The organism is Rhodoplanes elegans (assembly GCF_016653355.1).
GTDB lineage: Bacteria > Pseudomonadota > Alphaproteobacteria > Rhizobiales > Xanthobacteraceae > Rhodoplanes > Rhodoplanes elegans.
On the sequence record NZ_NHSK01000090.1, the window covers coordinates 18,110 to 39,147 of the forward strand.

19 protein-coding genes are annotated in these 21,038 nt (G+C 68.8%); 7 read left to right on the forward strand and 12 right to left on the reverse strand.

The features are described 5' to 3' along the window. Nucleotides 1-121 precede the first annotated feature (121 nt). From CCR97_RS11985 to CCR97_RS12020, 8 genes are all read right to left on the reverse strand, one after another. Nucleotides 122-1,618, reverse strand: coding sequence for an enolase-like domain-containing protein (locus tag CCR97_RS11985; protein ID WP_244670399.1), 1,497 nt, complete (start codon nucleotides 1,616-1,618; stop codon nucleotides 122-124). Nucleotides 1,619-2,133: 515 nt separating this feature from the next. Then, nucleotides 2,134-3,261, reverse strand: a complete 1,128-nt coding sequence (locus CCR97_RS11990) for a Gfo/Idh/MocA family protein (protein ID WP_111355190.1) — start codon at nucleotides 3,259-3,261, stop codon at nucleotides 2,134-2,136. Nucleotides 3,262-3,670: 409 nt separating this feature from the next. Next, nucleotides 3,671-4,345, reverse strand: coding sequence for a TetR/AcrR family transcriptional regulator (locus CCR97_RS11995; RefSeq protein WP_111355180.1), 675 nt, complete (start codon nucleotides 4,343-4,345; stop codon nucleotides 3,671-3,673). 109 nt (nucleotides 4,346-4,454) lie between these two features. Next, nucleotides 4,455-5,150, reverse strand: coding sequence for an ABC transporter ATP-binding protein (locus CCR97_RS12000; RefSeq protein ID WP_111355181.1), 696 nt, complete (start codon nucleotides 5,148-5,150; stop codon nucleotides 4,455-4,457). 127 nt (nucleotides 5,151-5,277) lie between these two features. Beyond that, nucleotides 5,278-6,039 carry an ABC transporter ATP-binding protein gene (locus CCR97_RS12005; protein ID WP_245428678.1) on the reverse strand — a complete coding sequence of 254 codons (762 nt, stop codon included), beginning with the start codon at nucleotides 6,037-6,039 and terminating at the stop codon, nucleotides 5,278-5,280. Next, nucleotides 6,032-7,039, reverse strand: a complete 1,008-nt coding sequence (locus CCR97_RS12010) for a branched-chain amino acid ABC transporter permease (RefSeq protein ID WP_111355182.1) — start codon at nucleotides 7,037-7,039, stop codon at nucleotides 6,032-6,034. Before CCR97_RS12010 ends, CCR97_RS12005 begins: the two co-directional genes overlap by 8 nt. A gap of 1 nt (nucleotide 7,040) precedes the next feature. After that, nucleotides 7,041-7,964, reverse strand: coding sequence for a branched-chain amino acid ABC transporter permease (locus CCR97_RS12015; protein ID WP_111355183.1), 924 nt, complete (start codon nucleotides 7,962-7,964; stop codon nucleotides 7,041-7,043). A 168-nt stretch (nucleotides 7,965-8,132) separates the two neighbouring features. Next, nucleotides 8,133-9,326 (reverse strand): ABC transporter substrate-binding protein, encoded by a 1,194-nt coding sequence (locus tag CCR97_RS12020; RefSeq protein WP_111355184.1) that lies wholly within the window; start codon nucleotides 9,324-9,326, stop codon nucleotides 8,133-8,135. A 262-nt stretch (nucleotides 9,327-9,588) separates the two neighbouring features. On the opposite strand from CCR97_RS12020, the gene CCR97_RS12025 reads away from it, so the two are divergent. From CCR97_RS12025 to CCR97_RS12045, 5 genes are all read left to right on the forward strand, one after another. Next, nucleotides 9,589-10,656, forward strand: coding sequence for a nitrilase-related carbon-nitrogen hydrolase (locus CCR97_RS12025; protein WP_111355185.1), 1,068 nt, complete (start codon nucleotides 9,589-9,591; stop codon nucleotides 10,654-10,656). 224 nt (nucleotides 10,657-10,880) lie between these two features. Next, nucleotides 10,881-12,248, forward strand: a complete 1,368-nt coding sequence (locus tag CCR97_RS12030; RefSeq protein WP_111355186.1) for a TrpB-like pyridoxal phosphate-dependent enzyme — start codon at nucleotides 10,881-10,883, stop codon at nucleotides 12,246-12,248. A gap of 473 nt (nucleotides 12,249-12,721) precedes the next feature. Beyond that, nucleotides 12,722-14,404: a DEAD/DEAH box helicase gene (locus CCR97_RS12035; RefSeq protein ID WP_111360225.1), complete on the forward strand. Its 1,683-nt coding sequence runs from the start codon at nucleotides 12,722-12,724 to the stop codon at nucleotides 14,402-14,404. A 19-nt stretch (nucleotides 14,405-14,423) separates the two neighbouring features. Continuing rightward, a complete protein-coding gene (infA, locus tag CCR97_RS12040; RefSeq protein WP_111360226.1) occupies nucleotides 14,424-14,705 on the forward strand; it encodes a translation initiation factor IF-1 in 282 nt (93 codons plus the stop codon). Between the two features lie 93 nt (nucleotides 14,706-14,798). Continuing rightward, nucleotides 14,799-15,182 (forward strand): hypothetical protein, encoded by a 384-nt coding sequence (locus CCR97_RS12045; protein WP_201159521.1) that lies wholly within the window; start codon nucleotides 14,799-14,801, stop codon nucleotides 15,180-15,182. A 285-nt stretch (nucleotides 15,183-15,467) separates the two neighbouring features. On the opposite strand, the gene CCR97_RS12050 is transcribed toward CCR97_RS12045, so the two are convergent. Then, entirely contained in the window at nucleotides 15,468-15,677 is a 210-nt protein-coding gene (locus tag CCR97_RS12050; RefSeq protein WP_111357322.1) for a cold-shock protein, read from the reverse strand. Nucleotides 15,678-16,292: 615 nt separating this feature from the next. Here CCR97_RS12050 and CCR97_RS12055 point away from each other — a divergent pair. Together CCR97_RS12055 and draG are read left to right on the forward strand one after the other, a co-directional pair. Then, nucleotides 16,293-17,114: an NAD(+)--dinitrogen-reductase ADP-D-ribosyltransferase gene (locus CCR97_RS12055; RefSeq protein WP_111357323.1), complete on the forward strand. Its 822-nt coding sequence runs from the start codon at nucleotides 16,293-16,295 to the stop codon at nucleotides 17,112-17,114. An 8-nt stretch (nucleotides 17,115-17,122) separates the two neighbouring features. Then, complete coding sequence (gene draG / locus CCR97_RS12060) at nucleotides 17,123-18,097, forward strand: ADP-ribosyl-[dinitrogen reductase] hydrolase (protein ID WP_111357324.1); 975 nt, start codon at nucleotides 17,123-17,125, stop codon at nucleotides 18,095-18,097. A gap of 160 nt (nucleotides 18,098-18,257) precedes the next feature. Here draG and CCR97_RS12065 read toward each other — a convergent pair whose 3' ends face one another. From CCR97_RS12065 to CCR97_RS12075, 3 genes are read right to left on the reverse strand one after another with little or no spacing between them, the layout of a single operon-like run. Then, entirely contained in the window at nucleotides 18,258-18,554 is a 297-nt protein-coding gene (locus tag CCR97_RS12065; protein ID WP_111357325.1) for a ferredoxin family protein, read from the reverse strand. A 46-nt stretch (nucleotides 18,555-18,600) separates the two neighbouring features. Continuing rightward, entirely contained in the window at nucleotides 18,601-19,905 is a 1,305-nt protein-coding gene (locus CCR97_RS12070; RefSeq protein WP_111357326.1) for an FAD-dependent oxidoreductase, read from the reverse strand. A 13-nt stretch (nucleotides 19,906-19,918) separates the two neighbouring features. Then, nucleotides 19,919-21,022 carry an electron transfer flavoprotein subunit alpha/FixB family protein gene (locus CCR97_RS12075; protein ID WP_111357327.1) on the reverse strand — a complete coding sequence of 368 codons (1,104 nt, stop codon included), beginning with the start codon at nucleotides 21,020-21,022 and terminating at the stop codon, nucleotides 19,919-19,921. Nucleotides 21,023-21,038: the final 16 nt, after the last annotated feature.

Here is a 21,038-nt window from a genome sequence, read left to right on the forward strand (position 1 = left end):
AGGTGACGCGCTTCTGCCGGCGCGTTTCGGGGGCTCCTTTACGCCGGCATCGTGACGAGCGGCCCGGGGGCGGCCGGCGGCAGGGAAACGAATCGCACGGTGGACATCCTCTCCTTGAACGTCACACCGTAACGGGCTTGTCGGCGAGCGCCGACACGGACGTCGGCAGCGCAGCAGGCACCACCATCGGCCGCATCGCGGCGAGATCCGGCATGGCACCGACCGCGAGGCCCGGGGCCGCCGCGATCGAGCCGAGCGACACGGCGCCGTCCCGGATGGCGAGGCGCGCGCGGGCGTTCGTGCGGGCATAGAGATCCGGATGGGCGACGAGGAACCGACCCTGCTCCGCGTCCGAGGCGCCCGCCATGCCGTCGACATAGTGATGCCCGTTGCGCTCCACATGGGTCATGCCCACGAGGGTCGCGAGCGCGAGATCCTGCTGCACCGCGACGCCGGCCTGCGTGGTGAGATCCTCGGCCGACATGAAGGCGCGCGCAACCCCCGTCGCGCCGTCGCCGGCGTTCCAGTGCGCGACGCGGGCGCGATTGATCAAGGCGCGATAAAATCCCTTGCACGACTTCGCCGAGATTCCGCGGTAGCCGAGCGCCCGGGCGCGCGGGAACACGTCGAGATCGCTGTCCGATTCGTCGACCTCGACCGGCACCAGGGCGGCGAGCGCGTGCACGGGCTCGGCGAGCGCGCGGGCGCGGCCGATCGGCTGCTCGATGTGCTGGGTCGACGCCACCATGCGAGCGAGTCGCGGCGTCTCGCCCATGCGGCGCCACAGCGCTACGACGGCGTCGACCGTGTCGTACTGCTCGTTGCCGTCGAGCGTGACGACGTAAGGCTCGGCGACGCGATCGATCACGGCGGCGATGCCTTCGAGCCGCGCGATGTCGGCGGCGATGTCGCCCGATACCTTCAGCTTGAAGTGACGGTGGCCGTAGGCGGCGACGACCTCCTCGAGACTCTCGGGCAGACCGTCGTCGAGCCTGTGGCCGGCCGTCTCGGCGCGGGTGAGCGCATCGACCATGCCGACCGTGTGGCGCACGAAGATCGACGGCGCGGGCTTCAGGCCCGCGAGGAACCGTTCCAGATCGAACCCTTCGAGATCGGGCGCGCCCTGCCCCGTGAGACCGACGCGGTTCGCTGCCACCAGCGCGAAGGCCGGGACGCCCTCGATGCGGGCCAGCGCGTCGAGGATCGCGCGCTCGATCTCGGCGATGCCGAACGAGGCGACGAGCCCGTTCAGCCCGGCCGCCGCGCAGGCGGCGCGATGCGCCGGCTCGATCGTGGCGGAGAGACCGAAGGCCGTGCCCTCACCGGCGGCGAGAAACTGCTCGCGTGCGATCGACAGCGAAGCGCGGAGCTGATCGAAGTTCTGCTCGTTGGTGAGGTCCGGCGACTTGTCGAACCATTTCGGCACCATCAACTGGGCCGCGATGCCGTCGCCTTCGCGCCCATCCGCGAGCCGGATGCGCACCGTCGTGAAGATCTGCGGCGCCTCACGCAGCGTCACCACGCCGAAGCGGAACGGCAGCCGCAGGGAGACGGGCCGCTCGTGGAACGTGGCGGAGAGAAGACACAGGCGCGGGGCGTCGGCTGTCGCTGCATTCATGGCCGACACCCGCCCGCCAGCCACGCGGCCGCACCGGGCGCGGCCGTGTCACGAGGTCCATAGATGCGCCGCCGACAAGACCCGGTCACGGGCAGCTCCTCTCATCTAATAACCAACTGGTTACATCTGGACCGAGAGTGTCGCAAGACCCGAAGCCGCCCCGCCCGACAAGATCCGCCATGCGGACATCGCAGGCGACGCGTCACAAAGCCTCGGCGCGACGTGAGGAATTGCTGCGTCTGCGAAGCGCCTGTGGAATCCTACCGTCCGTAAAACTGCGAAGCACGCCAGCGACGGCCCCCGACGAGACGACAATGGCCGGGACGAGCCCGGCCATCGTGCTTGGACATTCGTATCGCCTGCGCACCGCACCGGCAGCACTTCAGCCGCGATTCTCATCCCCTCGTCATGGCCGGGGTCGTCCCGACGATCCACCATCGTGCTCTTACGATGCGTCAGCTCGCGGATGCCCGCGACGAGCGCGGGCATGACGCGTCACGGGAGTCGAAGGCGCCTCACACCGTCAGCTTCGGCACGTCGAGCCAGCGGCGCTCCTGCCAGCTCTTCAGGCCGAGCTCGGCGAGCTGCACGCCCTTGGCGCCTTCGAGGAGGCCGTGCGCCCACGGGCCGTCCGCGACGACGTGGCGGATGAAGTTCTCCCACTGGATCTTGAAGCCGTTGTCGTACTCGAAATTGTCCGGGACCTCCTCCCACTGGTCGTAGAAGTTCATGGTCTGCGGGACATCCGGATTCCAGATCGGCCGCGGCGTGTTGACCCGATGCTGGGTCCAGCACTTGGAGAGGCCGGCGACGGCCGAGCCGTGGGTGCCGTCGACCTGGAAGGTAACGAGGTCGTCACGACGCACGCGCACGCACCACGACGAGTTCATGTGAGCGATCACGCCGCCTTCGAGCTCGAAGGTCGCGTAGGCGGCGTCGTCGGCGTCGGCCACGTAGGTCTTGCCGGTCTCGTCGACGCGGCTCGGGATGTGGGTGGCGCCGAGGCAGCTCACCGCCTTCACCTCGCCGAACAGATTGTCGAGCACGTAGCGCCAGTGGCACAGCATGTCGAGGATGATGCCGCCACCCTCGGCGAGCTTGTAGTTCCAGCTCGGCCGCTGCGCCGGCTGGCCCCAGTCGCCCTCGAACACCCAGTAGCCGAACTCGCCGCGCACCGAGAACATGCGGCCGAAGAAGCCGGCCTCCTTCAGCTTGGCGATCTTGCGCAAGCCCGGCAGGAACAGCTTGTCCTGCACGACGCCATGCTTGATGCCGCGTTCCTTGGCGAGCCTGGCGATCGCCAGCGCCTTGTCGACCGTGTCGGCGATCGGCTTCTCACAATAGATGTGCTTGCCGGCCGCGATCGCCTGCGTGATCAGATCGGCGCGCGCCTGCGTGGTCGCCGCGTCGAAGAAGATGGTGTCGTCGGGGTTCTTCAGCGCCGCGGCGAGATCCGAGGTGGTGCGCTCGATGCCGTACTGGCGGCCCAGCGCCGCGACCTTCTCGGCGTTGCGGCCGACCAGGATCGGATCCGGCATCACGCGATCGCCGTTGGGGAGCACGACGCCGCCCTGCGCCCGGATGGCGACGATGGAGCGCACCAGATGCTGGTTGAGACCCATGCGCCCGGTGACGCCGTGCATGATGATGCCGAGCTTCTTGGTGGCCACTTGCATGCCTCGCCTAATGTGAAAAAACGCGAAGACGGTCCTCACCGGCAGCCGCCGCAAGTAACCGCCTGGTTACAAATCACCACGACGCCGGGAGACCGTCAAGCGCCTTGTCACATTCAAAAATGCAGCCCGGCTTCGCGCTCCGGCATGGCTGCCCGATGCGCCGACTTCGCTGCGCTGCAGCAAGGCAACCTCGGCTTTGAAATAGCGTTGGGTCCGGGGCGCTTCACCCCGACCCGTCATTCCGGGGCGCGGACCTTCAGGTCCGCGAGCCCGGAATCCATACCCCCGGTGCCGATTGCTCTCGTGAGACAGGGCGTATGGGTCTCGCGCTCCGCGCTCGCGCCGCCCCGGGACGACCAGCGCCCCGCCAGGCTGCTCACGGCCGCAGATAGGCCAGCACCACGTCCTCGATGTGCCGGCCGCGGGCCTCGAGGCTCGCCGGATCGTCCATGCTGCGGCCGAAGATGGTGGCGAGCGTGTAGCGGTTGGAGAGATAGAAGAAGCCGAGCGACGCGATCGAGATGTAGAGCTGCACCGGATCGATGCCGGGCCGGATGACGCCCTTCTCCGCCCCGCGCGCGAGCTGATGCGACAGGGTGGCGACCAGCGGCGAGTGCAGGTCGCGGATGCGGGACGACTGCTTCAGAAATCGCGCGCGGTGGAGATTCTCGGTGCCGAGCAGGCTGAGAAACTCCGGATGGTCGATGAAGTAGCGCCAGGTGAAGCGGACCAGCTCGCAGATGGCGTCGAGCGGCTCGCGGTCGCCGAGATGCAGGTCGCCCTCGGCATGGCGGATCGCCGAATAGGTCGCCTCCAGGACCGCGACGTAGAGCCCCTCCTTGCCACCGAAATAGTGGTAGATCATCCGCTTGTTTACACCGGACCGCTTGGCGATGGTGTCGACGCGGGCGCCGGTGAGGCCCTTGGCGCGGAACTCGTGGGTCGCCGCCTCCAGGATCGCGGCGCGGGTGCGGACGGGATCGCGCGGACCGGTCGGCCGTTTCGGGGGGACGGCCTTCGGGGGATCCGTCTCGGAGGAAGTCGCGTCCATGGCCTCGCCTGCGGCGGAGTCGCGCTGCCGCCCGGGAGCACCATACAGCATTGTTTTCGTCTGCGGCACTCGCTCGCGCTGGATCACACCCGCAGATCACACCTGCAGATCACACCTGCAGCCAGCGCTGGCGCACCGTCTGGTCGGCGGCGAGGGCCGCCGACGACCCGGTCCACACGACGTGGCCCTTTTCCAGGACGACGTGCCGGTCGGCGAGCCGGGTCATGGCGTCGAGATGCTTGTCGACCAGCAGGATCGCCTGGCCCTCCTGCTTGAGCCGCCCGAGCCCGCGCCAGATCTCGGCCCGGATCAGCGGCGCGAGACCTTCGGTCGCCTCGTCCAGGATCAACAGGCGCGGATTGGTCATCAGGGCGCGGCCGATCGCCAGCATCTGCTGCTCGCCGCCCGAGAGCTGGCTGCCGAGATGGCCGCGGCGCTCGGCGAGCCGCGGGAAGAAGTCGTAGACACGGTCGAGCGTCCAGCGGTCGCCGTAGCGCGCAGCGGCGGTGGCGACGAGGTTTTCCCGGACCGTGAGAGTCGGGAACACCTGCCGTCCTTCTGGCACGAGGCCGAGCCCGAGCTGGGCGATGCGATACGGCGGCAGGCCGGTGACCGGCGCCCCGTCGAGCGAGACCGTGCCGCCGGTCGGCCGCACCAGGCCCATCAGCGCCCGGATGGTCGTCGTCTTGCCCATGCCGTTGCGGCCGAGCAGCGTCACCACCTCGCCGGCCGCGACCGCGAAGCCGACGTCGAACAGCACCGGCGTCTCGCCATACCCGGCCTCGAGGTTTTCCACCGTCAGCATGGGGCGCCCCGGCATTCCGACGTCGTCATGCCCGGCCTTGTGCCGGGCATCCACGTCTTTGCGTGGCGCCAAGGCGTGGATGGCCGGGACAAGCCCGGCCATGACGGAGGATGGAGCGAAACACCGCTCATCGCTCGAACTCGATCTCGTCGCCGAGATACGCTGCGACGACCTGGGGGTCCTCGCGCACCTCGTCGGGGCGGCCGCCGAGCAGGATGCGGCCGTAGATCAGCACCGAGATGTGGTCGGCGAGCGCGAACACGGCGGTCATGTCGTGCTCGACCAGCATCATGGCGAAGCGCCCTTTCAGCCGGCGCAACACCGTGATCAGGCGCGCCGTCTCCTCGCGGCCGGTGCCGGCCATCGGCTCGTCGAGCAGCAGGAGCTTCGGCTCGGTGACGATCGCCATGGCGAGTTCGAGCGCCCGCTTCTCGCCGTGCGAGAGATGGCCGGCCGGCACGTCGGCGCGCGCGGCGAGCCCGACCTCGGCGAGCGCGGCCATCGCCGGGCGGTTGAGCGCCGGCTCGGCGGCGGCGTCGCCGAACAGGCGGAAGCTCGTGCCGGCGCGCGCCTGCACGGCGATGGCGACGTTCTCCAGCGCCGAGAAGTTCGGCAGCACCGAGGTGATCTGGAACGTGCGGGCGAGCCCGCGCCGCGCCCGCTCGTGCGGGGCGAGCCGGGTGACGTCGTGGCCGGCGAACAGGATCTGGCCGGAGTCGGAGGGCAGCACGCCGGAGATCTGGTTGATCAGCGTCGTCTTGCCGGCGCCGTTCGGGCCGATCACGGCGTGCAGCTCGCCGGGCGCGACCGCGAGGTCGACCGAGTCGGTGACGACGAGGCCGCCGAACTGCTTTCGCAGGCTCTTCAACATCAGGATCGGCTCAGCCACGGCGCAGCCTCCGGCTCACGGCGCCGGCGAGCGCCGTCGCGATGCCGAGCAATCCGCCGCGCACGAACACGACGACCAGCACCAGGAGCGGGCCGAAGATCATCTTCCAGTGCTCGGTCAGGCCGGCGAGCCACTCCTCCAGCAGCAGGAACGCGGCGGCCCCGACGATGGCGCCGTGCAGGGTGCCGAGCCCGCCGAGCAGCACCATGATGATCAGCTCGCCGGACCGCTGCCACGACATGTAGGCCGGGCTGACGAACTCGGTCGCGTTGGCGAGCAGGAACCCGGCGAGCCCGCCGATCATGCCGGCGATCACATAGGCGGCGAGCTGGAAGCGATAGACCCGGTAGCCGAGCGTCGTCATTCTAAGCGCATTGTCCTTGGCGCCGCGCAGCACCCGGCCGAAGCGCGACGCGACGAGGGCGCGGCAGAACAGGTAGACGGCGATCATCACGGCGAGCACGACGTAGTAGAAGGCGAGCGGCCGGTCGAGCACGGCGAGGCCGAAGAGCGTCGTGCGGTCGTGGATGGTCAGCCCGTCGTCGCCGCCATAGGGCGCGAGCGAGGAGGCCGTGAAGAACGCCATCTGGCCGAAGGCCAGCGTGATCATGATGAAGTAGACGCCCTTGGTGCGCAGGCAGACGAGCCCGGTGACGAAGGCGAACAGGCCGGCAGCCACGAGCGCGGCCGGCAGCGCGACCACAAGGTCGTTGGCCTCGTGCGCGTCGAGGATGCCGACCGCATAGGCGCCGATGCCGACGAAGGCCGCCTGCCCGAACGTCACCAGCGCGGCGTGCCCGATCAAGAGCTCGACCGACAGCGCCGCGATGGCGAAGATCATCACCCGGGCGAACAGATCGAGCAGGTAGCCGGCCGACAGCGCCAGTGCGCCGACGGGCAGCGCCGCCAGGAGCGCGAAGAGGACGAGCGGCAGGACGACGCCGCGGCGCGGCCGGCGGGCCGCCGGAGCCGTGTCACCCGGAACCGCCGCGAGCGTCATCTCAGCGGCCCTTCGCCGGGAACAGCCCGGTCGGCCGGACATAGAGCACCACGGCCATCAGCAGGTAGATCAGCATCGAGGCGAGCGCCGGGCCGACCGTGCGGGCCGTCGAGGACGACAGGAACAGCCGCAGGATGTCGACCGCGAAGGAGCGGCCGAGCGTGTCGACGAGACCGATCAGCAGGGCCGCCACGAAGGCCCCGCGGATCGAGCCGATGCCGCCGATGACGATCACGACGAAGGCGAGGATCAGGATGGTGTCGCCCATGCCGGGCTCGACCGACAGGATCGGCGCGATCATGATCCCGGCGAAGCCGGCCAGCATGGCGCCGAAGCCGAACACCAGCGTGAACAGGCGGCGGATGTCGACGCCGAGCGCCGAGACCATCTCGGGGTTGGTGGCACCCGCCCGCACCAGCATCCCGACCCGGGTGAACGACACGAGCCCCCACAGCAGCACCGCGACCGCGATGCCGGAGCCGATGATGACCAGCCGCCACACCGGGTAGAGAAGGCCGGGGGCGAGCGCGACCGAGCCGGTCAGCACCTCGGGCACCGGCAGCGACAGGGGCGCGGCGCCCCACACGTATTTCACGGCGCTGTTGAGGAACAGGATGATGCCGAAGGTCGCGATCACGTGGTCGAGGTGGTCGCGCCCGTAGAGATGGCGGAACACCACGGCCTCCAGCAGCAGACCGAACACCAGCGCGGCGGCGAGCGCCAGCAGGAGCGCGGCGACGAAGCTGCCGGTGAGCCCGTAGAACATGACGGCCAGATAGGCCCCCAGCATGTACTGGACGCCGTGCGCCAGGTTGATGAAGTCCATCACGCCGAACACGAGCGTCAGCCCGGCCGCGATCAGGAACAGCAGCACCCCGAGCTGCAGGCCGTTGAGGACTTGGACGACGAGAAGCGTGGTGGACATGAACAGGTCGGATGCGCTCGTTTCACCTCCCCCCTGGAGGTGTAGGGTGGGCAAAGCGAAGCGTGCCCACGCCGTTGATGTCATGCCGGAGCCACGGCGGCCCCGCGGCGTGGGCACGGCGCGTGCGCGCCTTTGCCCACCCTACGGCGTCGTGTCCGGCGCCCGCCTTCACTTCATCTTGCAGCTGCCGACATAGGAGTCGGCGTAGTCGTCGAAGACCTTGGAGACGATCTCGGTCTGGAACTTGCCGTCGGGACGCTTGGCGACCTTGGTCAGGTAGAAGTCCTGGACCGGGTAGTTGTTGGTGTTGAACTTGAAGTCGCCGCGCAGCGAGGTGAAGTCGGCCTTGCGCAGCGCCGCCCGCAGCGCGTCCCGGTCCTTGGTGTCGCCCTTGGTGGCCTTCAGGGCGCCGTCGATCAGCATCGCGGTGTCGTAGGCCTGGAACGCATAGGTCGCCGGCACGGCGCCGAACTCCTTCTCATAGGCATCGACGAAGGCCTTGTTCTTCGGGTTGTCGAGGTTCGGGGCCCAGTTCGACCCGGCGAAGAAGCCCAGCGCCGCGTCCTGCTGGGCCGGCAGCGTCGATTCGTCGACCGTGAAGGTGGAGAGCACCGGGATCGTCTCGGCGAGACCGGCCTGCCGGTACTGCTTGACGAAGTTGACGCCCATGCCGCCGGGCAGGAACACGAAGACGACGGAGGGCTTCGCCGCGGCGATCTTCGACAGCTCGGCCGAGTAGTCGAGCTGGTTGAGCGGGACGTAGACCTCGTCGACCACGTCGCCCTTGAACCAGCGCTTGAAGCCGGCGAGCGAATCCTTCCCGGCCTGGTAGTTGGGCGCCATGATGAAGGCGGTCTTCATGCCCTTGTCCTGGGCGTACTTGCCCGAGACCTCGTGCATCTGGTCGTTCTGGTAGGACGTGACGAACAGGTTCGGGTTGCAGTCGCGCCCGGCATAGTTCGACGTGCCGGCGTTCGGGCTGATCAGGATGGCGCCGCCCTCGGTCGCCGGCTTCACGATCGCCTGCAGGATGTTGGAGAACACCGGGCCGACCACGAAGTCGACCTTGTCGCGCTCGACCAGCGCCTTGACCTTACCGACCGCGACGTCCGGCTTGAGCTCGTCGTCCTGGACCAGCACCTCGACCTCGCGGCCGCCGAGCTTGCCGCCCAGCTCCTTGACGGCGAGCTGGAAGCCGTTGCGGATCTGCTGGCCGAGCACGGCGGGCGGGCCCGACAGGGTGGCGATCACGCCGACCTTGAGGTTCTCCGGCGCCTGGGCCTGAGCTTGGGCCTGGGCCGGCAGGGGCGCAACAAGAGCGCAGGCCGCGACGGCGGCGAGCCACGAAACGGTTTTGGTCATCGCAACTGGTCCTCCGGAAACGGGATCGGCACGGGGGTGGGCAAGGAGACGAAAAGCGCCGGCCGCCGAGATAAGCCGGTCGGCGCCGCGGCGTTCAAGCAAAAAGTGCAGGCCGGGACGCAGTATCGTGTCCCCCCACCCTCCCCTCCTGCCCTCGGCTTGCGCGACGGGGGCGAAAAGAGCAATTTCCCGCCCGGACGCCATCGTCCCGGCCCGTTCGGGGCCGTTCCCGGTCCGCGCGGGGCCGGAGGGGGAGCATCGCATGATCGAGCCTTACAACGCGGTCGGCCTCATTCCGACCTTCTGGGGCATTCGCCGCCGCGAGGACATCAAGCACAACATCGAGCATTTGAAGAGCCTCACCAAGGCGGCCTTCTGGCTGTCCAATCTCGATATCCCGGTCCGCCTCCTCGCCATTCCCGAGGGCGGCCTGATGGGCTTCAACGACGAGGTCCTGGACGTCGACCACGCCGAGTTCGCCAACACCTGCGCGATCGACATCCCGGGCCCGGAGACCGACTGGGTCGGGGCGCTGGCGCGCGAGTGGAACGTCTTCATCATGGCGCAGGCGAAGGCCCGCCATCCGGACTGGAAGGACCGCTTCTTCAACGTCGGCTTCATCGTCGATCCGGACGGCGAGATCATCCTCAAGCACTACAAGCTCGGCGCGCTGCTGCCGGTCGAGCGCTCGGTGTCGCCGCACGACATCTACGACTGGTGGATCGAGAAGTACGGCCGCACGCTCGATGCCTTCTGGCCCGTCGCCGACACCAAGATCGGCCGGCTCGGCATCATGATGGCGATGGAGGGCTCGTATCCGGAGAACGGCCGTGGGCTGGCCATGAACGGCGCCGAGGTGGTCTACCGCGCCTCCCTGCCCGCCCCGTTCACCGAGAACGACTTCTTCGAGATCACCAACCGCTGCCGGGCGCTCGAGAACAACATGTACATCGTGGCGCCCAACATCGGCAGCTACCACCTCTATCCCGAGGGCAAGGTCGGCATCGACGCCGGCGGCGGCCAGTCGATGATCGTCGACTATCGAGGCCAGCTCGTCGGCAAGCAGCGCGACACCAACGGATCCACGTTCGTGTCCGGTGTCATCAACATCGAGGCGCTGCGGCATCACCGCGAGAGCGCTCAGGTGACCAACTGGCTCAAGGACGTGCGCACCGAGCTCGCCCAGATCATCTACGAGCAGCCCGTCTATCCGAAGAACATGTACATGGACAAGATTCCGGCCAAGCACGCCGACTACAAGCGCGACGTGATCGACCGGCAGGTCGCCCTCATGCAGGAGCGCGACATCTGGAAGAAGCCGTCGCGGTGAGCGGGGCGGCACGCTTCACCTCTCCCCGGCGGGGAGAGGTCGACGCGCGAAGCGCGGCGGGTGATGGGGTGCCGAGCCCTCCATCGACGCCTACGCCCCTCACCCCGGTCGCGAGCTGACGCTCGCGCCCGACCCTCTCCCCACGGGAGAGGGTGACGGAGCGAACCGGCAGGCTCTCACTTCGGACAGCCGGCCCGACCATCAACCCCGAAAGACCCGAACGCATGACCGATACCTACAAGTTCCTGCTGCCCGAGAACCGCATCCCGCGGGCCTGGTACAACATCGCGGCCGACCTGCCGGCGCCGCCCCCGCCGGTCCTGCATCCGGGCACGGGCAAGCCGATCGGCCCCGACGACCTCGCCGCGATCTTCCCGATGGAGCTGATCCGGCAGGAGGTCGCGACCGAGCGGGAGATCGAGATCCCCGAGCCGGTGCGCGAGATCTACAAGCTGTGGCGGCCGGCGCCGCTGCACCGCGCGGTGCGGCTCGAGCGCGCGCTCGATACGCCGGCCCGCATCTTCTACAAGTACGAGGGCGTCTCGCCGGCCGGCAGCCACAAGCCGAACACCGCGGTGGCGCAGGCCTTCTACAATCGCGAGGCCGGCATCCGGAAACTCGCGACCGAGACGGGCGCCGGCCAGTGGGGCTCCTCGCTCGCCTTCGCCGGGTCGATCTTCGGCCTCGAGGTGAAGGTCTACATGGTCAAGGTCTCCTACAACCAGAAGCCCTATCGTCGGGCCCTGATGGAGACCTACGGGGCGACCTGCATCCCGAGCCCCTCGATGGAGACGGCGGCCGGCCGCGCCGTGCTGGCGCAGAACCCGGACTCGAACGGCAGCCTCGGCATCGCCATCTCGGAGGCCGTAGAGGTCGCGGCGCAAAATCCCGACACGAACTACGCGCTCGGCAGCGTGCTCAACCACGTCGCGCTGCATCAGACCGTGATCGGTCTCGAGGCGATCGAGCAGATGGAGATGGCCGGCTTCTGGCCCGACGTCGTCATCGGCTGCGCCGGCGGCGGCTCGAACTTCGCCGGCATCGCGTTCCCGTTCCTCGGCAAGAAGCTGCGCGAGGGCAAGGACGTGCGGGTCCTCGCGGTGGAGCCGGCGGCGTGCCCGACGCTGACGCGCGGCAGCTACGCCTACGACTTCGGTGACACGGCGCATCTCACGCCGCTGATGAAGATGCACACGCTCGGCTCCAGCTTCATGCCGCCCGGCTTCCACGCCGGCGGCCTGCGCTACCACGGCATGGCGCCGCTGGTGAGCCACGCCAAGGAGCTCGGCTTGATCGAGGCGAAGGCCGTGCACCAGAACCCGTGCTTCGAGGCCGGGCTCCTGTTCGCCCGCAGCGAGGGCATCGTGCCGGCGCCGGAATCGACCCACGCGGTGCGGGCCGCCGTCGACGAGGCGCTCGCCGCCAAGGCCGAGGGCAAGCCGCGCACCATCCTGTTCAACCTGTCCGGCCACGGCCATTTCGACATGCAGGCCTACACGGATTACCTGTCGGGCAAGCTCGAGGACCGCGACTACGACGCGGCCGCGCTCACGGCCTCGCTCGACGCGCTGCCGAAGGTCGCGGCGGAGTAGGACGAGGAGCGGCGCTTTAAAACATGGCACGGCGCCCGCGCTCCTTCTCCCCGCGCGCGGGGAGAAGGTCGGGATGAGGGGGCTCTGCAGCAGGGCAGTGACTCGCGGAAACGCCCCCTCACCCGGATTTCGCGCCCGACGGCGCGAAATCCGACCTCTCCCCGCGCGCGGGGAGAGGTAAAACGAATACGCGCTGCAATCTTCGGGTGCGCCTAACAACCACAGGCTGTACACCCTCTTATTTTACCGTCAGCCAAGCTTGAATTCCGCGACGAAATGGCCCATATAGACGGCAGAGCGGATTGACCGACCTCTGGTTGGTCCCCCATGGGCCGCGTGAACGAAACAATCAACGGTTTCGGCCCGATCCGCCACCCGAAGGCAGCCCAGACCACGCGGGATGTCCCGTTCATCCGCTGCACGCGGCGCGCCAGAGCTGCGCCCGGGCCCTATCGCAGAACAGAAAGCACCCTTTGACTTCCTTCCAGGGATTTGGACTGGCCGAGCCGATCGCTCGCGCCCTCGTCGACGAGAACTACGTCACCCCCACTCCCATCCAGGCCCAGACGATCCCCCTCGCGCTCGAAGGGCGCGACGTGATCGGGATCGCCCAGACCGGCACCGGCAAGACCGCCGCCTTCGCGCTGCCGATCCTCAACCGCCTGCATTCCGACCCGAAGCCCACCGTCCGCAAGAGCTGCCGCGTCCTGGTGCTCAGCCCCACCCGCGAGCTCTCGGGCCAGATCCTCGACAGCTTCAAGGCCTATGGGCGCCACATGAAGGTCGCCTCGGACCTCGCCATCGGCGGCGTCTCGATGGGCCGCCAGGTGCGCGCCGTGCTGCCCGGCCTCGACGTGATGGTCGCCACCCCGGGCCGCCTCCTCGACCTCGTGAACTCCAACGCGCTGCGGCTCAACGCCGTCGAGGTGCTGGTGCTCGACGAGGCCGACCGCATGCTCGACATGGGCTTCATCCACGACATCCGTAAGATCGTGTCGAAGCTCCCGAAGGACCGCCAGACGCTGTTCTTCTCGGCCACCATGCCGCAGCAGATCGCCGAGCTCGCCGCCCAGATGCTGCGCGACCCGGCCCGCGTGTCGGTGACGCCGGCCGCCTCCACGGCCGAGCGCATCGACCAGCGCATCGTCCATGTCGACAAGTCGGCGAAGCCGCAGATCCTGGCCGAGGTGCTGAAGAGCGAGCCGATCGACCGCTGCCTCGTCTTCACCCGCACCAAGCACGGCGCCGACAAGGTCGTCCGCGGCCTCGACAAGGCCGGGATCGCGTCGGCCGCCATCCACGGCAACAAGTCGCAGAACCAGCGCGAGCGGGTGCTGGCGGCGTTCCGCACCGGCGAGGTGCGGATCCTGATCGCCACCGACATCGCGGCCCGCGGCATCGACGTCGAGGGCGTGTCGCACGTCGTCAACTACGACCTGCCGAACATCCCGGAGAGCTACGTCCACCGCATCGGCCGCACCGCGCGGGCCGGCGCCGAGGGCATCGCGATCTCGTTCTGCGACAGCGAGGAGCTGCCGTTCCTGCGCGACATCGAGAAGCTGATTCGCTTCGCCATCCCGGCGACCGACCGGCGCACCGGCGGCCGTCCGCTGCCGGCCTCCCGGCCGGCCCAGCAGGGCGCGCGCGGCCGCAACGGTGGCGATGGCCGCCGTGACGGCGAGCCGCGTCGCGCCGGCGGCGAACAGCGCCGCGACGGCGGCCGCGGTCGCCTGCCCGATCGTGACCGGCCCCGCGCCGAGCAGCCGCGGCGCGACCGTGACGAGGCGGTGCGTGCCGCCCCGCAGCGTCCGCAGCGCGAGCCCCGCGAGGCGGGCCGCCATCCGGCGGAGCGTCCGCAGGAGAACCGGAATCGCGGGCACCAGGCGCAGCCGCAGCGCGGCCGCGCCCACGAGCCGCGGGCCGAGCGACAGCAGGCCGCGTCCGGTCCGCAGCGCCAGCCGGCCCGGGACAACGCCGGCCGTCCGCACCGCAACGGTGGCCAGCACCCGTCGCCCGTGCGGGTCGGAGTGCCGCTCGCCGAGCGTCCGGCCCAGCGCAACAGCGGACCCGCGGTCGAGGCCGCGCTCGATCAGGTGGCGTTCCTGCGCCGAGGCGCGCCGGGTCGCCGCGACACCGGACACAGCGTCGAACGCTGAGAATTATCGGAGCACAGCGATGGCGAAAGAAGAGCTGATCGAATTCGAAGGACTGGTTACCGAGATCCTGCCGGACACGCGCTACCGGGTGACGCTGGATACGGGCCACGAGATCATCGCCTACACGGCCGGCAAGATGAAGAAGAACCGCATCAAGACGCTCGCGGGCGACCGCGTGATCGTCGAGATGTCGCCCTACGACCTCGAGAAGGGCCGGATCATCTTCCGTCACAAGGAGGCCAATTCCGGCCCCGGTGGCGCGCGCCGACCGCCGCAGCGTCAGCAGTTCCGCCGTCGCTGATCCGTCGCCGCCGGTCTCCCGGCGGCCCTGACCGCCACGGGGCGGCCGCGTGCCGTCCCGCCGCGGCGTCCGGGAGGGGAGAAAGGCAAGACCATGCGACTGTTCATGTTCGAGTCGGAGACCACGAGCGACCTGCGGGCCTTCGCGGGGGACTCCTCCGGCAGCAAGCTCCCCGAGCGGCTCGGCCCCTGGCTCTCGACCGGGGTCGTGCGGCCGGACCGCGATCCGCCGCACAAGCTGTCGCGGGCCGCGATCGAGAAGGCGATCACCTCGACCGGCTATCAGCTGTGGCGAATGAAGCCGACCGAGGCGGCGGTCGCCGCCAAGACGGCCAAGACCACTGCAGCCAAGATCGCCGCGGCCAAGCCGGCCGCCGCCAAGACGGCCGTCGCCAAGTCGGCGGCGAGCGCGGTCGCGACCAAGAAGACGCCGGCCGGAGCTGCCGTCGCGCGCAAGCCGGCGGCCGTGAAGGCCTGACGCGGTTCGCGCGCGACGCCGGTTCGCACCGCATGGTCCAGCGTCGACGGCACCGCCGTCGACGCGACGTTCTCAAACGCGACGTCTTCAGGCGCGTTGCTTACAGTGAAACGGACGAGGCGAGCCCGACAGCGGCTCGAATCAAAAAAAAACGGCGCAGCCGGATGGCAGCGCCGCGACGAGGTACGAGAGCGTCGCGCAATCTCGCGCCGACAAAGCCCTCGAAGAGAATTCGGGCCGACTTACGAGAAAGCCCGCCGAGGCGGGCTTTCGGGCAGTGCAGGCTCAGACGGCCCGAAGCTGGTCGGCCGAGCTCTTGCCCGTACGACGGTCCTGGGTGAGCTCGTAGGACAGCTTCTGGCCTTCACGCAGATTGGTCATGCCAGCGCGCTCGACGGCGCTGATATGAACGAACACGTCCTTCCCGCCATCGTCGGGCTGGATGAAGCCGTAACCCTTCTGCGCGTTGAACCACTTCACGGTGCCAGTGCTCATGGACGTCCTTTCGACTGACGAGCAGGTCTAGGTCCGCGGACAGCGAGCCGCCCGCGGCGGGTTTCTCGAGTGTTCAGTCAGATCTCGTCGGTCAGTCGCAGGAACGGGGCCCGCATACATGGCCAAGTCGTTCGGCCGAAACTTCGATCCAATCTGATTATCATGACTTGAAACGGGCACAATCCGTCGCCCGCCGGTTCGGCAAATTTTTTTCGCGGCGCCCCCTGTTTAGGCATGCCGCCGAATTGGGCTCGGCCGCACAGCGGCAATCCCATTTCGTTTCGCGATGACCTATCACGGATCGCATATGGATTTCGTCTGTCCGGATCCCCACACAAGCACCTCCGTCGCGCCGCGACGTTACATTGTTCGACTCCGCCGATCGACTTCTTCGCGGCCCGCATCACGATGCGCGAATGAGGGCCAATGCGGATCTTGACCGAGATCAGGGCGCGCGCCCGACGCCATGGCTCATGAGGCGAAACCCGGCCGCTCGCACCCCGGCGGCCGGTCCGCCGCCGACACGGGCCCGACCTCATCTCGACCGTCACCCCCCGCACCGGCCGCCCCGCGACAGCGGTATCCGCGGCCCGACACTTGCAAGGACGAAGGCGAATGCCGGGGCGCAGCTTTCTCGGACACTCGACCAATCTGGTCGGCCTGCCGACCGATCTCGTGGCGAGCTGCGCCTTCAACGAGCACCCCGTTCCGCTGCGGATCTCGGGGGTGCGGGAGATGAACCGGAGCCTGTTCGAGATGCTGTCGCACGCCCCGGATCTGCCCGACGCCGGGATCGCCTTCGCCAGCTACATGATGGCGATGTTCGGTCTCGACCCGGAGCAGCAGGAGCCCGAGCCCGACGGCCGGCCCCGCGGGCCGCGCCGCTATCGCTCGTCGTTCCTGCGCCTGATCAAGGGCTGGGGCTACGATTCGAACAGCCCCGAAGGCGCCGTGATGAAAGGCTGGGTGGAGAGCCGCTTCGGCATCTTCCCGACCTTCCACAAGCAGGTGATCGACCGCACCACGGGCGACGGCTGGACCACCTATGTCGAAGAGAAGATGTCGAGCCGCTTCCACAACAACTCGATCTACACCCAGCTCGATCTCGTCTACGAGTTCTGCCAGTGGGCGCTCACCACCATGGTGGCGCCGGGCGAGAGCCACGTGACGCTCTATCGCGGCGTCAACGATTTCGACGAGCATCAGATCGTCGAGCGCGCCGACAAGCGCAACGCCGTGGTCCGCATGAACAACCTCGCCTCCTTCACGTCGGAGCGCGACGTCGCCGACTGCTTCGGCGACATCATCCTCACCGCGAAGGTGCCGGTGGCCAAGATCGCCTTCTTCAACACGTTGCTCGCCCGCCATCCGCTCAAGGGCGAGGGCGAGTATCTGGTGATCGGCGGTGATTATCGCGTGAAGGCGAGCTACGTTTAGGATCAAGCATGCTGGCACCGACCCTGGACGACCGGGCGCTCGGCGCCTTCCTGGGTCTCGCCGTGGCCGACGCGCTCGGCGGCACCGTGGAGTTCATGACCAAGGGCGAGATCGCCACCCGCTACGGGTTGCACGATCGCATCGTCGGCGGCGGCTGGCTGCGGCTGGCCGCCGGCCAGGTCACCGACGACACCGAGATGGCGCTGGCCCTCGGGCGCTCGCTGATCCGCAAGGAGACGCTCGACCTCCAGGATCTGTGCGAGGAGTTCGCCCGCTGGCTACGCTCCGGGCCGATCGACGTCGGCAACACCTGCCGGCGCGGCATCCGCCGCTTCCTCACCGAGGGCTCGGTCCAGGGCCCGTTCTTCGACGGCGACGCCGGCAACGGCGCGGCGATGCGGCTGCTGCCGGTCGCGCTCGCCACGCTCGGATGCCCCGAGATCGGCGCCGACTGGTGCGTCGCCCAATGCCGCACCACGCATCACCACCCGCTGTCCGACGCCGCCTCGCTGGCGCTCCTGACGATGCTGCACCGGCTGCTCGCCGGGGCCGGCCGCGACGAGGTGCGCGACATCGCCGACGCGCTCGTCGCCCAGCATCGCGGCTTCCGCTTCGAGGTGTCGCCGGGGCAGTCGAGCGCCTATGTGGTCGACACGCTGCGCACCGTGCTGCACTTCTACTTCACCACGTCGACGTTCCAGGAGGCGGTGGTGAAGACCGTCAACCAGGGCGGCGACGCCGACACGACCGGCGCCATCGTCGGCATGCTGGCCGGAGCCACCTACGGGGTCGACGCGATTCCCGCGAGCTGGCTCAAGCGCCTCGACCGCGAGGTCGCGGTCGAGATCCGCAACCAGACCCCGCGACTCCTCGGCATCGCCGCGACGCTGCGGGCCAGGGCAGCCCATCCGCCGCGCGCGCCCGCCGCCCCGGAGCTGCCGACCCCGCTGCCGTTCGCGCCGGTGAACAAGCCGCGGCCGTAGCCACGGGACCCGAGCCGTAGGGTGGGCAAAGGCGCGGCAGCGCCGTGCCCACGCGGTCGATGTGATCAGCTCGAACCGCCAATTCCGGACGGCGTGGGCAGGCCGTGGCGCGGCCTGCCCACCCTACGAGGCTCGTATCTGTGAGGATCTCGCCCCCGGCTCAGCCGAACTTGAACAGCACGCCGTAGCCGCCGCGCGGATAGGTCCAGGTGATGTCGCCCTGCCCTTCGGCCAGCACCCGGCAGGTGCCGCATTCCATGCAGCCGTCGTGCGCCACCTCGACCTGGCCCTTGTCGTTCTGCGTGTAGCAGTGCGCCGGGCAGACCTTCACCAGCGCCAGCAGCTCGGGCGACGGCGTCTCGTGCGGCTTGATGGTGATGTGCGAGTTGCCGGAATCGACCCGGTAGCGATTCTGGTAGAGCTTGTCTTCCACCTTGACTTCGGGCTCGGTCGTCATCGGGCGCCTCCGGGTGTGAACATGGTCGCGTCGGTGATCGAACTCGTCATCGCCACGCCCGGGCGATCTTCACGACGTCGCCCACCAGTCCGGTGAGCGAGCGCGCCGCGAGCACGGACTTGAAGGTCCGCTTCTCGGCCTCGATCTTGGGCGTGCCGTCGACCCGCACGAAGTTCTCCATCGCCTTGGCGACGAGCTGCGGGTAGGTCAGGAAGAAGTTCTGGGTGTTGTGGTGAAGGAGCCCGGGAAGATCCTTGTACTTCTTCAGGTCCTTCATCACGAACGACTCGGTCAGGCGGGTCCGGTAGAGCGCCAGGTTGCGCTTGGTCGGCTCGGCCCCCTGCTGCTTCAGGTCGGCGATCGTCTCGCCGGCCATCTGGCCCGAGGCGAGCGCGAGGTTCGAGCCCTCGCGATGCACCGCGTTGTTGAGCTGGGCCGCGTCGCCGCACACCACCCAGCCGTCGCCGGCCAGCTCCGGCACGGCCCGGTAGCCGCCTTCCGGAATCAGATGACCGGCATACTCCTTCACCTCGGAGCCTTCGATCAGCGGCGCCACGGAAGGATGCTTCTTGAAGCCCTCGAGCAGCTCGTAGGGCGCGTAGTTGTTCCTGGCGAAGTCCGACACCAGGCAGCCGATGCCGATCGAGATGCTCTCGCGGTTGGTGTAGATGAAGCCCATCCCGGCCATGCCCTTGGAGATGGTGCCGGCCGCCTCGATGACGACGCCCTCGTCGCCCTTGAGGTTGAAGCGCGCCTCGATGGTCTCGCGCGGCAGGAAGTGCATCTCCTTGACGGCGAGCGCGACGTTCTCGCGCTTCGGCCGCTCGCGCAGCCCCGCCCGCGTGCCGAGCAGGCCGTTGACGCCCTCGGCCAGCACCACGACGTCGGCGAACACCTCGCCGTCGCGCCGGTCGGTGCGCACGCCGACCACCTTGCCCTTCGCGTCCTGCAGAAGCTCGAGCGCGGTCGTTTCGGTGAGCACGACGGCGCCGGCGTCGCGGACGTGCCGCGAGAACCAGCGGTCAAACTGCGAGCGGATGATGGTGTAGCGGTTCGGCCGCTCCTCGTTGAACTCGTCGTTGCGGTGATGCAGGCCCGTGTGAGACGTCTCGCTCATCATCCAGAAGCGCTGCTCGATCAGATGGCGCTCGAGCGGCGCGTCCTCGCGGAACTCGGGGACCAGCTTCTCGACCTGGGCGGCGTAGAGGATGGCGCCCTGCACGTTCTTCGAGCCGGCGTACTCGCCGCGCTCGAGCTGCAGCACCTTCAGGCCGCGCTTGGCCATCGTGTAGGCCGCGGCGTTGCCGGCCATGCCGGCCCCCACGACGATCGCGTCGAACTTCTCGGTCATGGCGCGGTTTCCCTCAGCTCGCGATGCGATCGCGGATATGGGCCGACAGGCGGTGACGGAACGCCTCGGTGAGCTGCGGCAAGAGATGCAGCGCGTCGGTGACGACGCCGATATGGGCGAAGTCGAAGATCGGCGCGTTCTTGTCGGTGTTGATGGCGACGATCAGGTCGGCCCCCTCGACGCCGACCCGATGCTGGATCGCGCCCGAGATGCCAGCCGCGATGTAGAGCTTCGGCCGGATGGTCTTGCCGGTCTGGCCGATCTGCCGCTCGGCCGGCTGCCAGCCCTTCTGCACCAGCGGGCGCGAGCAGCCGTACTCGGCGCCGAGCACGGAGGCGAGCTGGGTGACGAGCTGGAAGTTCTCCGGCGAGCCCAGTCCGAGGCCGCCGGCCACCACCACGTCCGCATAGGCGAGGTTCGACTTCGCCTGGTCGCGGTCCGGGATGAACTTCAGCACCTTGGTGACGATGTCCTCCTCGGCCATCGCGAGCGGATGCTCGACGAGGCGGCCGAGCGGGCGCTCGACGCGCTCCGGCATCGGCATCACGCGCGGCCGGATGGTCGCCATCTGGGGCCGGAAGTTGAGCGTGTAGATGGTGCACAGGAGCGAGCCGCCGAAGGTCGGGCGGGTCGCGGCGAGCGAGCCGTCCGGATCGACGTCGAGGGCCGTGCAGTCGGCGGTGAGGCCCGTCGCCAGCGTGGTCGCCACCGAGCCGGCGAGGTCGCGGCCGAGCGTCGTCGCGCCGAGCAGCAGGATCTCCGGCTTGAAGGTCTCGACCGCGTCGGTGAGGGCCTTCGTGTAGGGATCGTTGCGGTAGTCGGCGAAGACCGGGTTGGTCACCGTGTAGACGAGATCGGCGCCGTAGCAGGCGGCTTCCTGGGCGGCCGCGAGCGTCGCCTCGCCGGGCGGCCCGATGATCACGCCGGCGAGCTCGACCTTGAGCTTGTCGGCGAGGATGCGGCCGGCGCCCATCAGCTCCCAGGAGACGGGATGGACGTGCCCGCGCTCCTGCTCGATGAACACCCAGACGTGCTTGTGATTCCGGAACCGCTCCGGCAGCTCCTTCTTCATCGAAGCGCGGCCACCGGCGGCGGGGGCGGGTTTCTGCTCGGCCATCGTGGTCTCCGGATCG

Bases quoted from the DNA above. Each gene is read 5' to 3' on its own strand.
- CCR97_RS12000 (WP_111355181.1), bottom strand. From the start codon at position 5,150: ATGCTGACGGTGGAAAACCTCGAGGCCGGGTATGGCGAGACGCCGGTG.
- CCR97_RS12065 (WP_111357325.1), bottom strand. From the start codon at position 18,554: ATGACGACCGAGCCCGAAGTCAAGGTGGAAGACAAGCTCTACCAGAAT.
- CCR97_RS11995 (WP_111355180.1), bottom strand. From the start codon at position 4,345: ATGGACGCGACTTCCTCCGAGACGGATCCCCCGAAGGCCGTCCCCCCG.
- draG (WP_111357324.1), top strand. From the start codon at position 17,123: ATGCTGGCACCGACCCTGGACGACCGGGCGCTCGGCGCCTTCCTGGGT.
- CCR97_RS12020 (WP_111355184.1), bottom strand. From the start codon at position 9,326: ATGACCAAAACCGTTTCGTGGCTCGCCGCCGTCGCGGCCTGCGCTCTT.
- CCR97_RS12025 (WP_111355185.1), top strand. From the start codon at position 9,589: ATGATCGAGCCTTACAACGCGGTCGGCCTCATTCCGACCTTCTGGGGC.
- CCR97_RS12075 (WP_111357327.1), bottom strand. From the start codon at position 21,022: ATGGCCGAGCAGAAACCCGCCCCCGCCGCCGGTGGCCGCGCTTCGATG.
- CCR97_RS12045 (WP_201159521.1), top strand. From the start codon at position 14,799: ATGCGACTGTTCATGTTCGAGTCGGAGACCACGAGCGACCTGCGGGCC.
- CCR97_RS12030 (WP_111355186.1), top strand. From the start codon at position 10,881: ATGACCGATACCTACAAGTTCCTGCTGCCCGAGAACCGCATCCCGCGG.
- CCR97_RS11990 (WP_111355190.1), bottom strand. From the start codon at position 3,261: ATGCACGGCGTCACCGGGCGCATGGGTCTCAACCAGCATCTGGTGCGC.
- CCR97_RS11985 (WP_244670399.1), bottom strand. From the start codon at position 1,618: ATGAATGCAGCGACAGCCGACGCCCCGCGCCTGTGTCTTCTCTCCGCC.
- CCR97_RS12015 (WP_111355183.1), bottom strand. From the start codon at position 7,964: ATGTCCACCACGCTTCTCGTCGTCCAAGTCCTCAACGGCCTGCAGCTC.
- CCR97_RS12050 (WP_111357322.1), bottom strand. From the start codon at position 15,677: ATGAGCACTGGCACCGTGAAGTGGTTCAACGCGCAGAAGGGTTACGGC.
- CCR97_RS12010 (WP_111355182.1), bottom strand. From the start codon at position 7,039: ATGACGCTCGCGGCGGTTCCGGGTGACACGGCTCCGGCGGCCCGCCGG.
- CCR97_RS12055 (WP_111357323.1), top strand. From the start codon at position 16,293: ATGCCGGGGCGCAGCTTTCTCGGACACTCGACCAATCTGGTCGGCCTG.
- infA (WP_111360226.1), top strand. From the start codon at position 14,424: ATGGCGAAAGAAGAGCTGATCGAATTCGAAGGACTGGTTACCGAGATC.
- CCR97_RS12070 (WP_111357326.1), bottom strand. From the start codon at position 19,905: ATGACCGAGAAGTTCGACGCGATCGTCGTGGGGGCCGGCATGGCCGGC.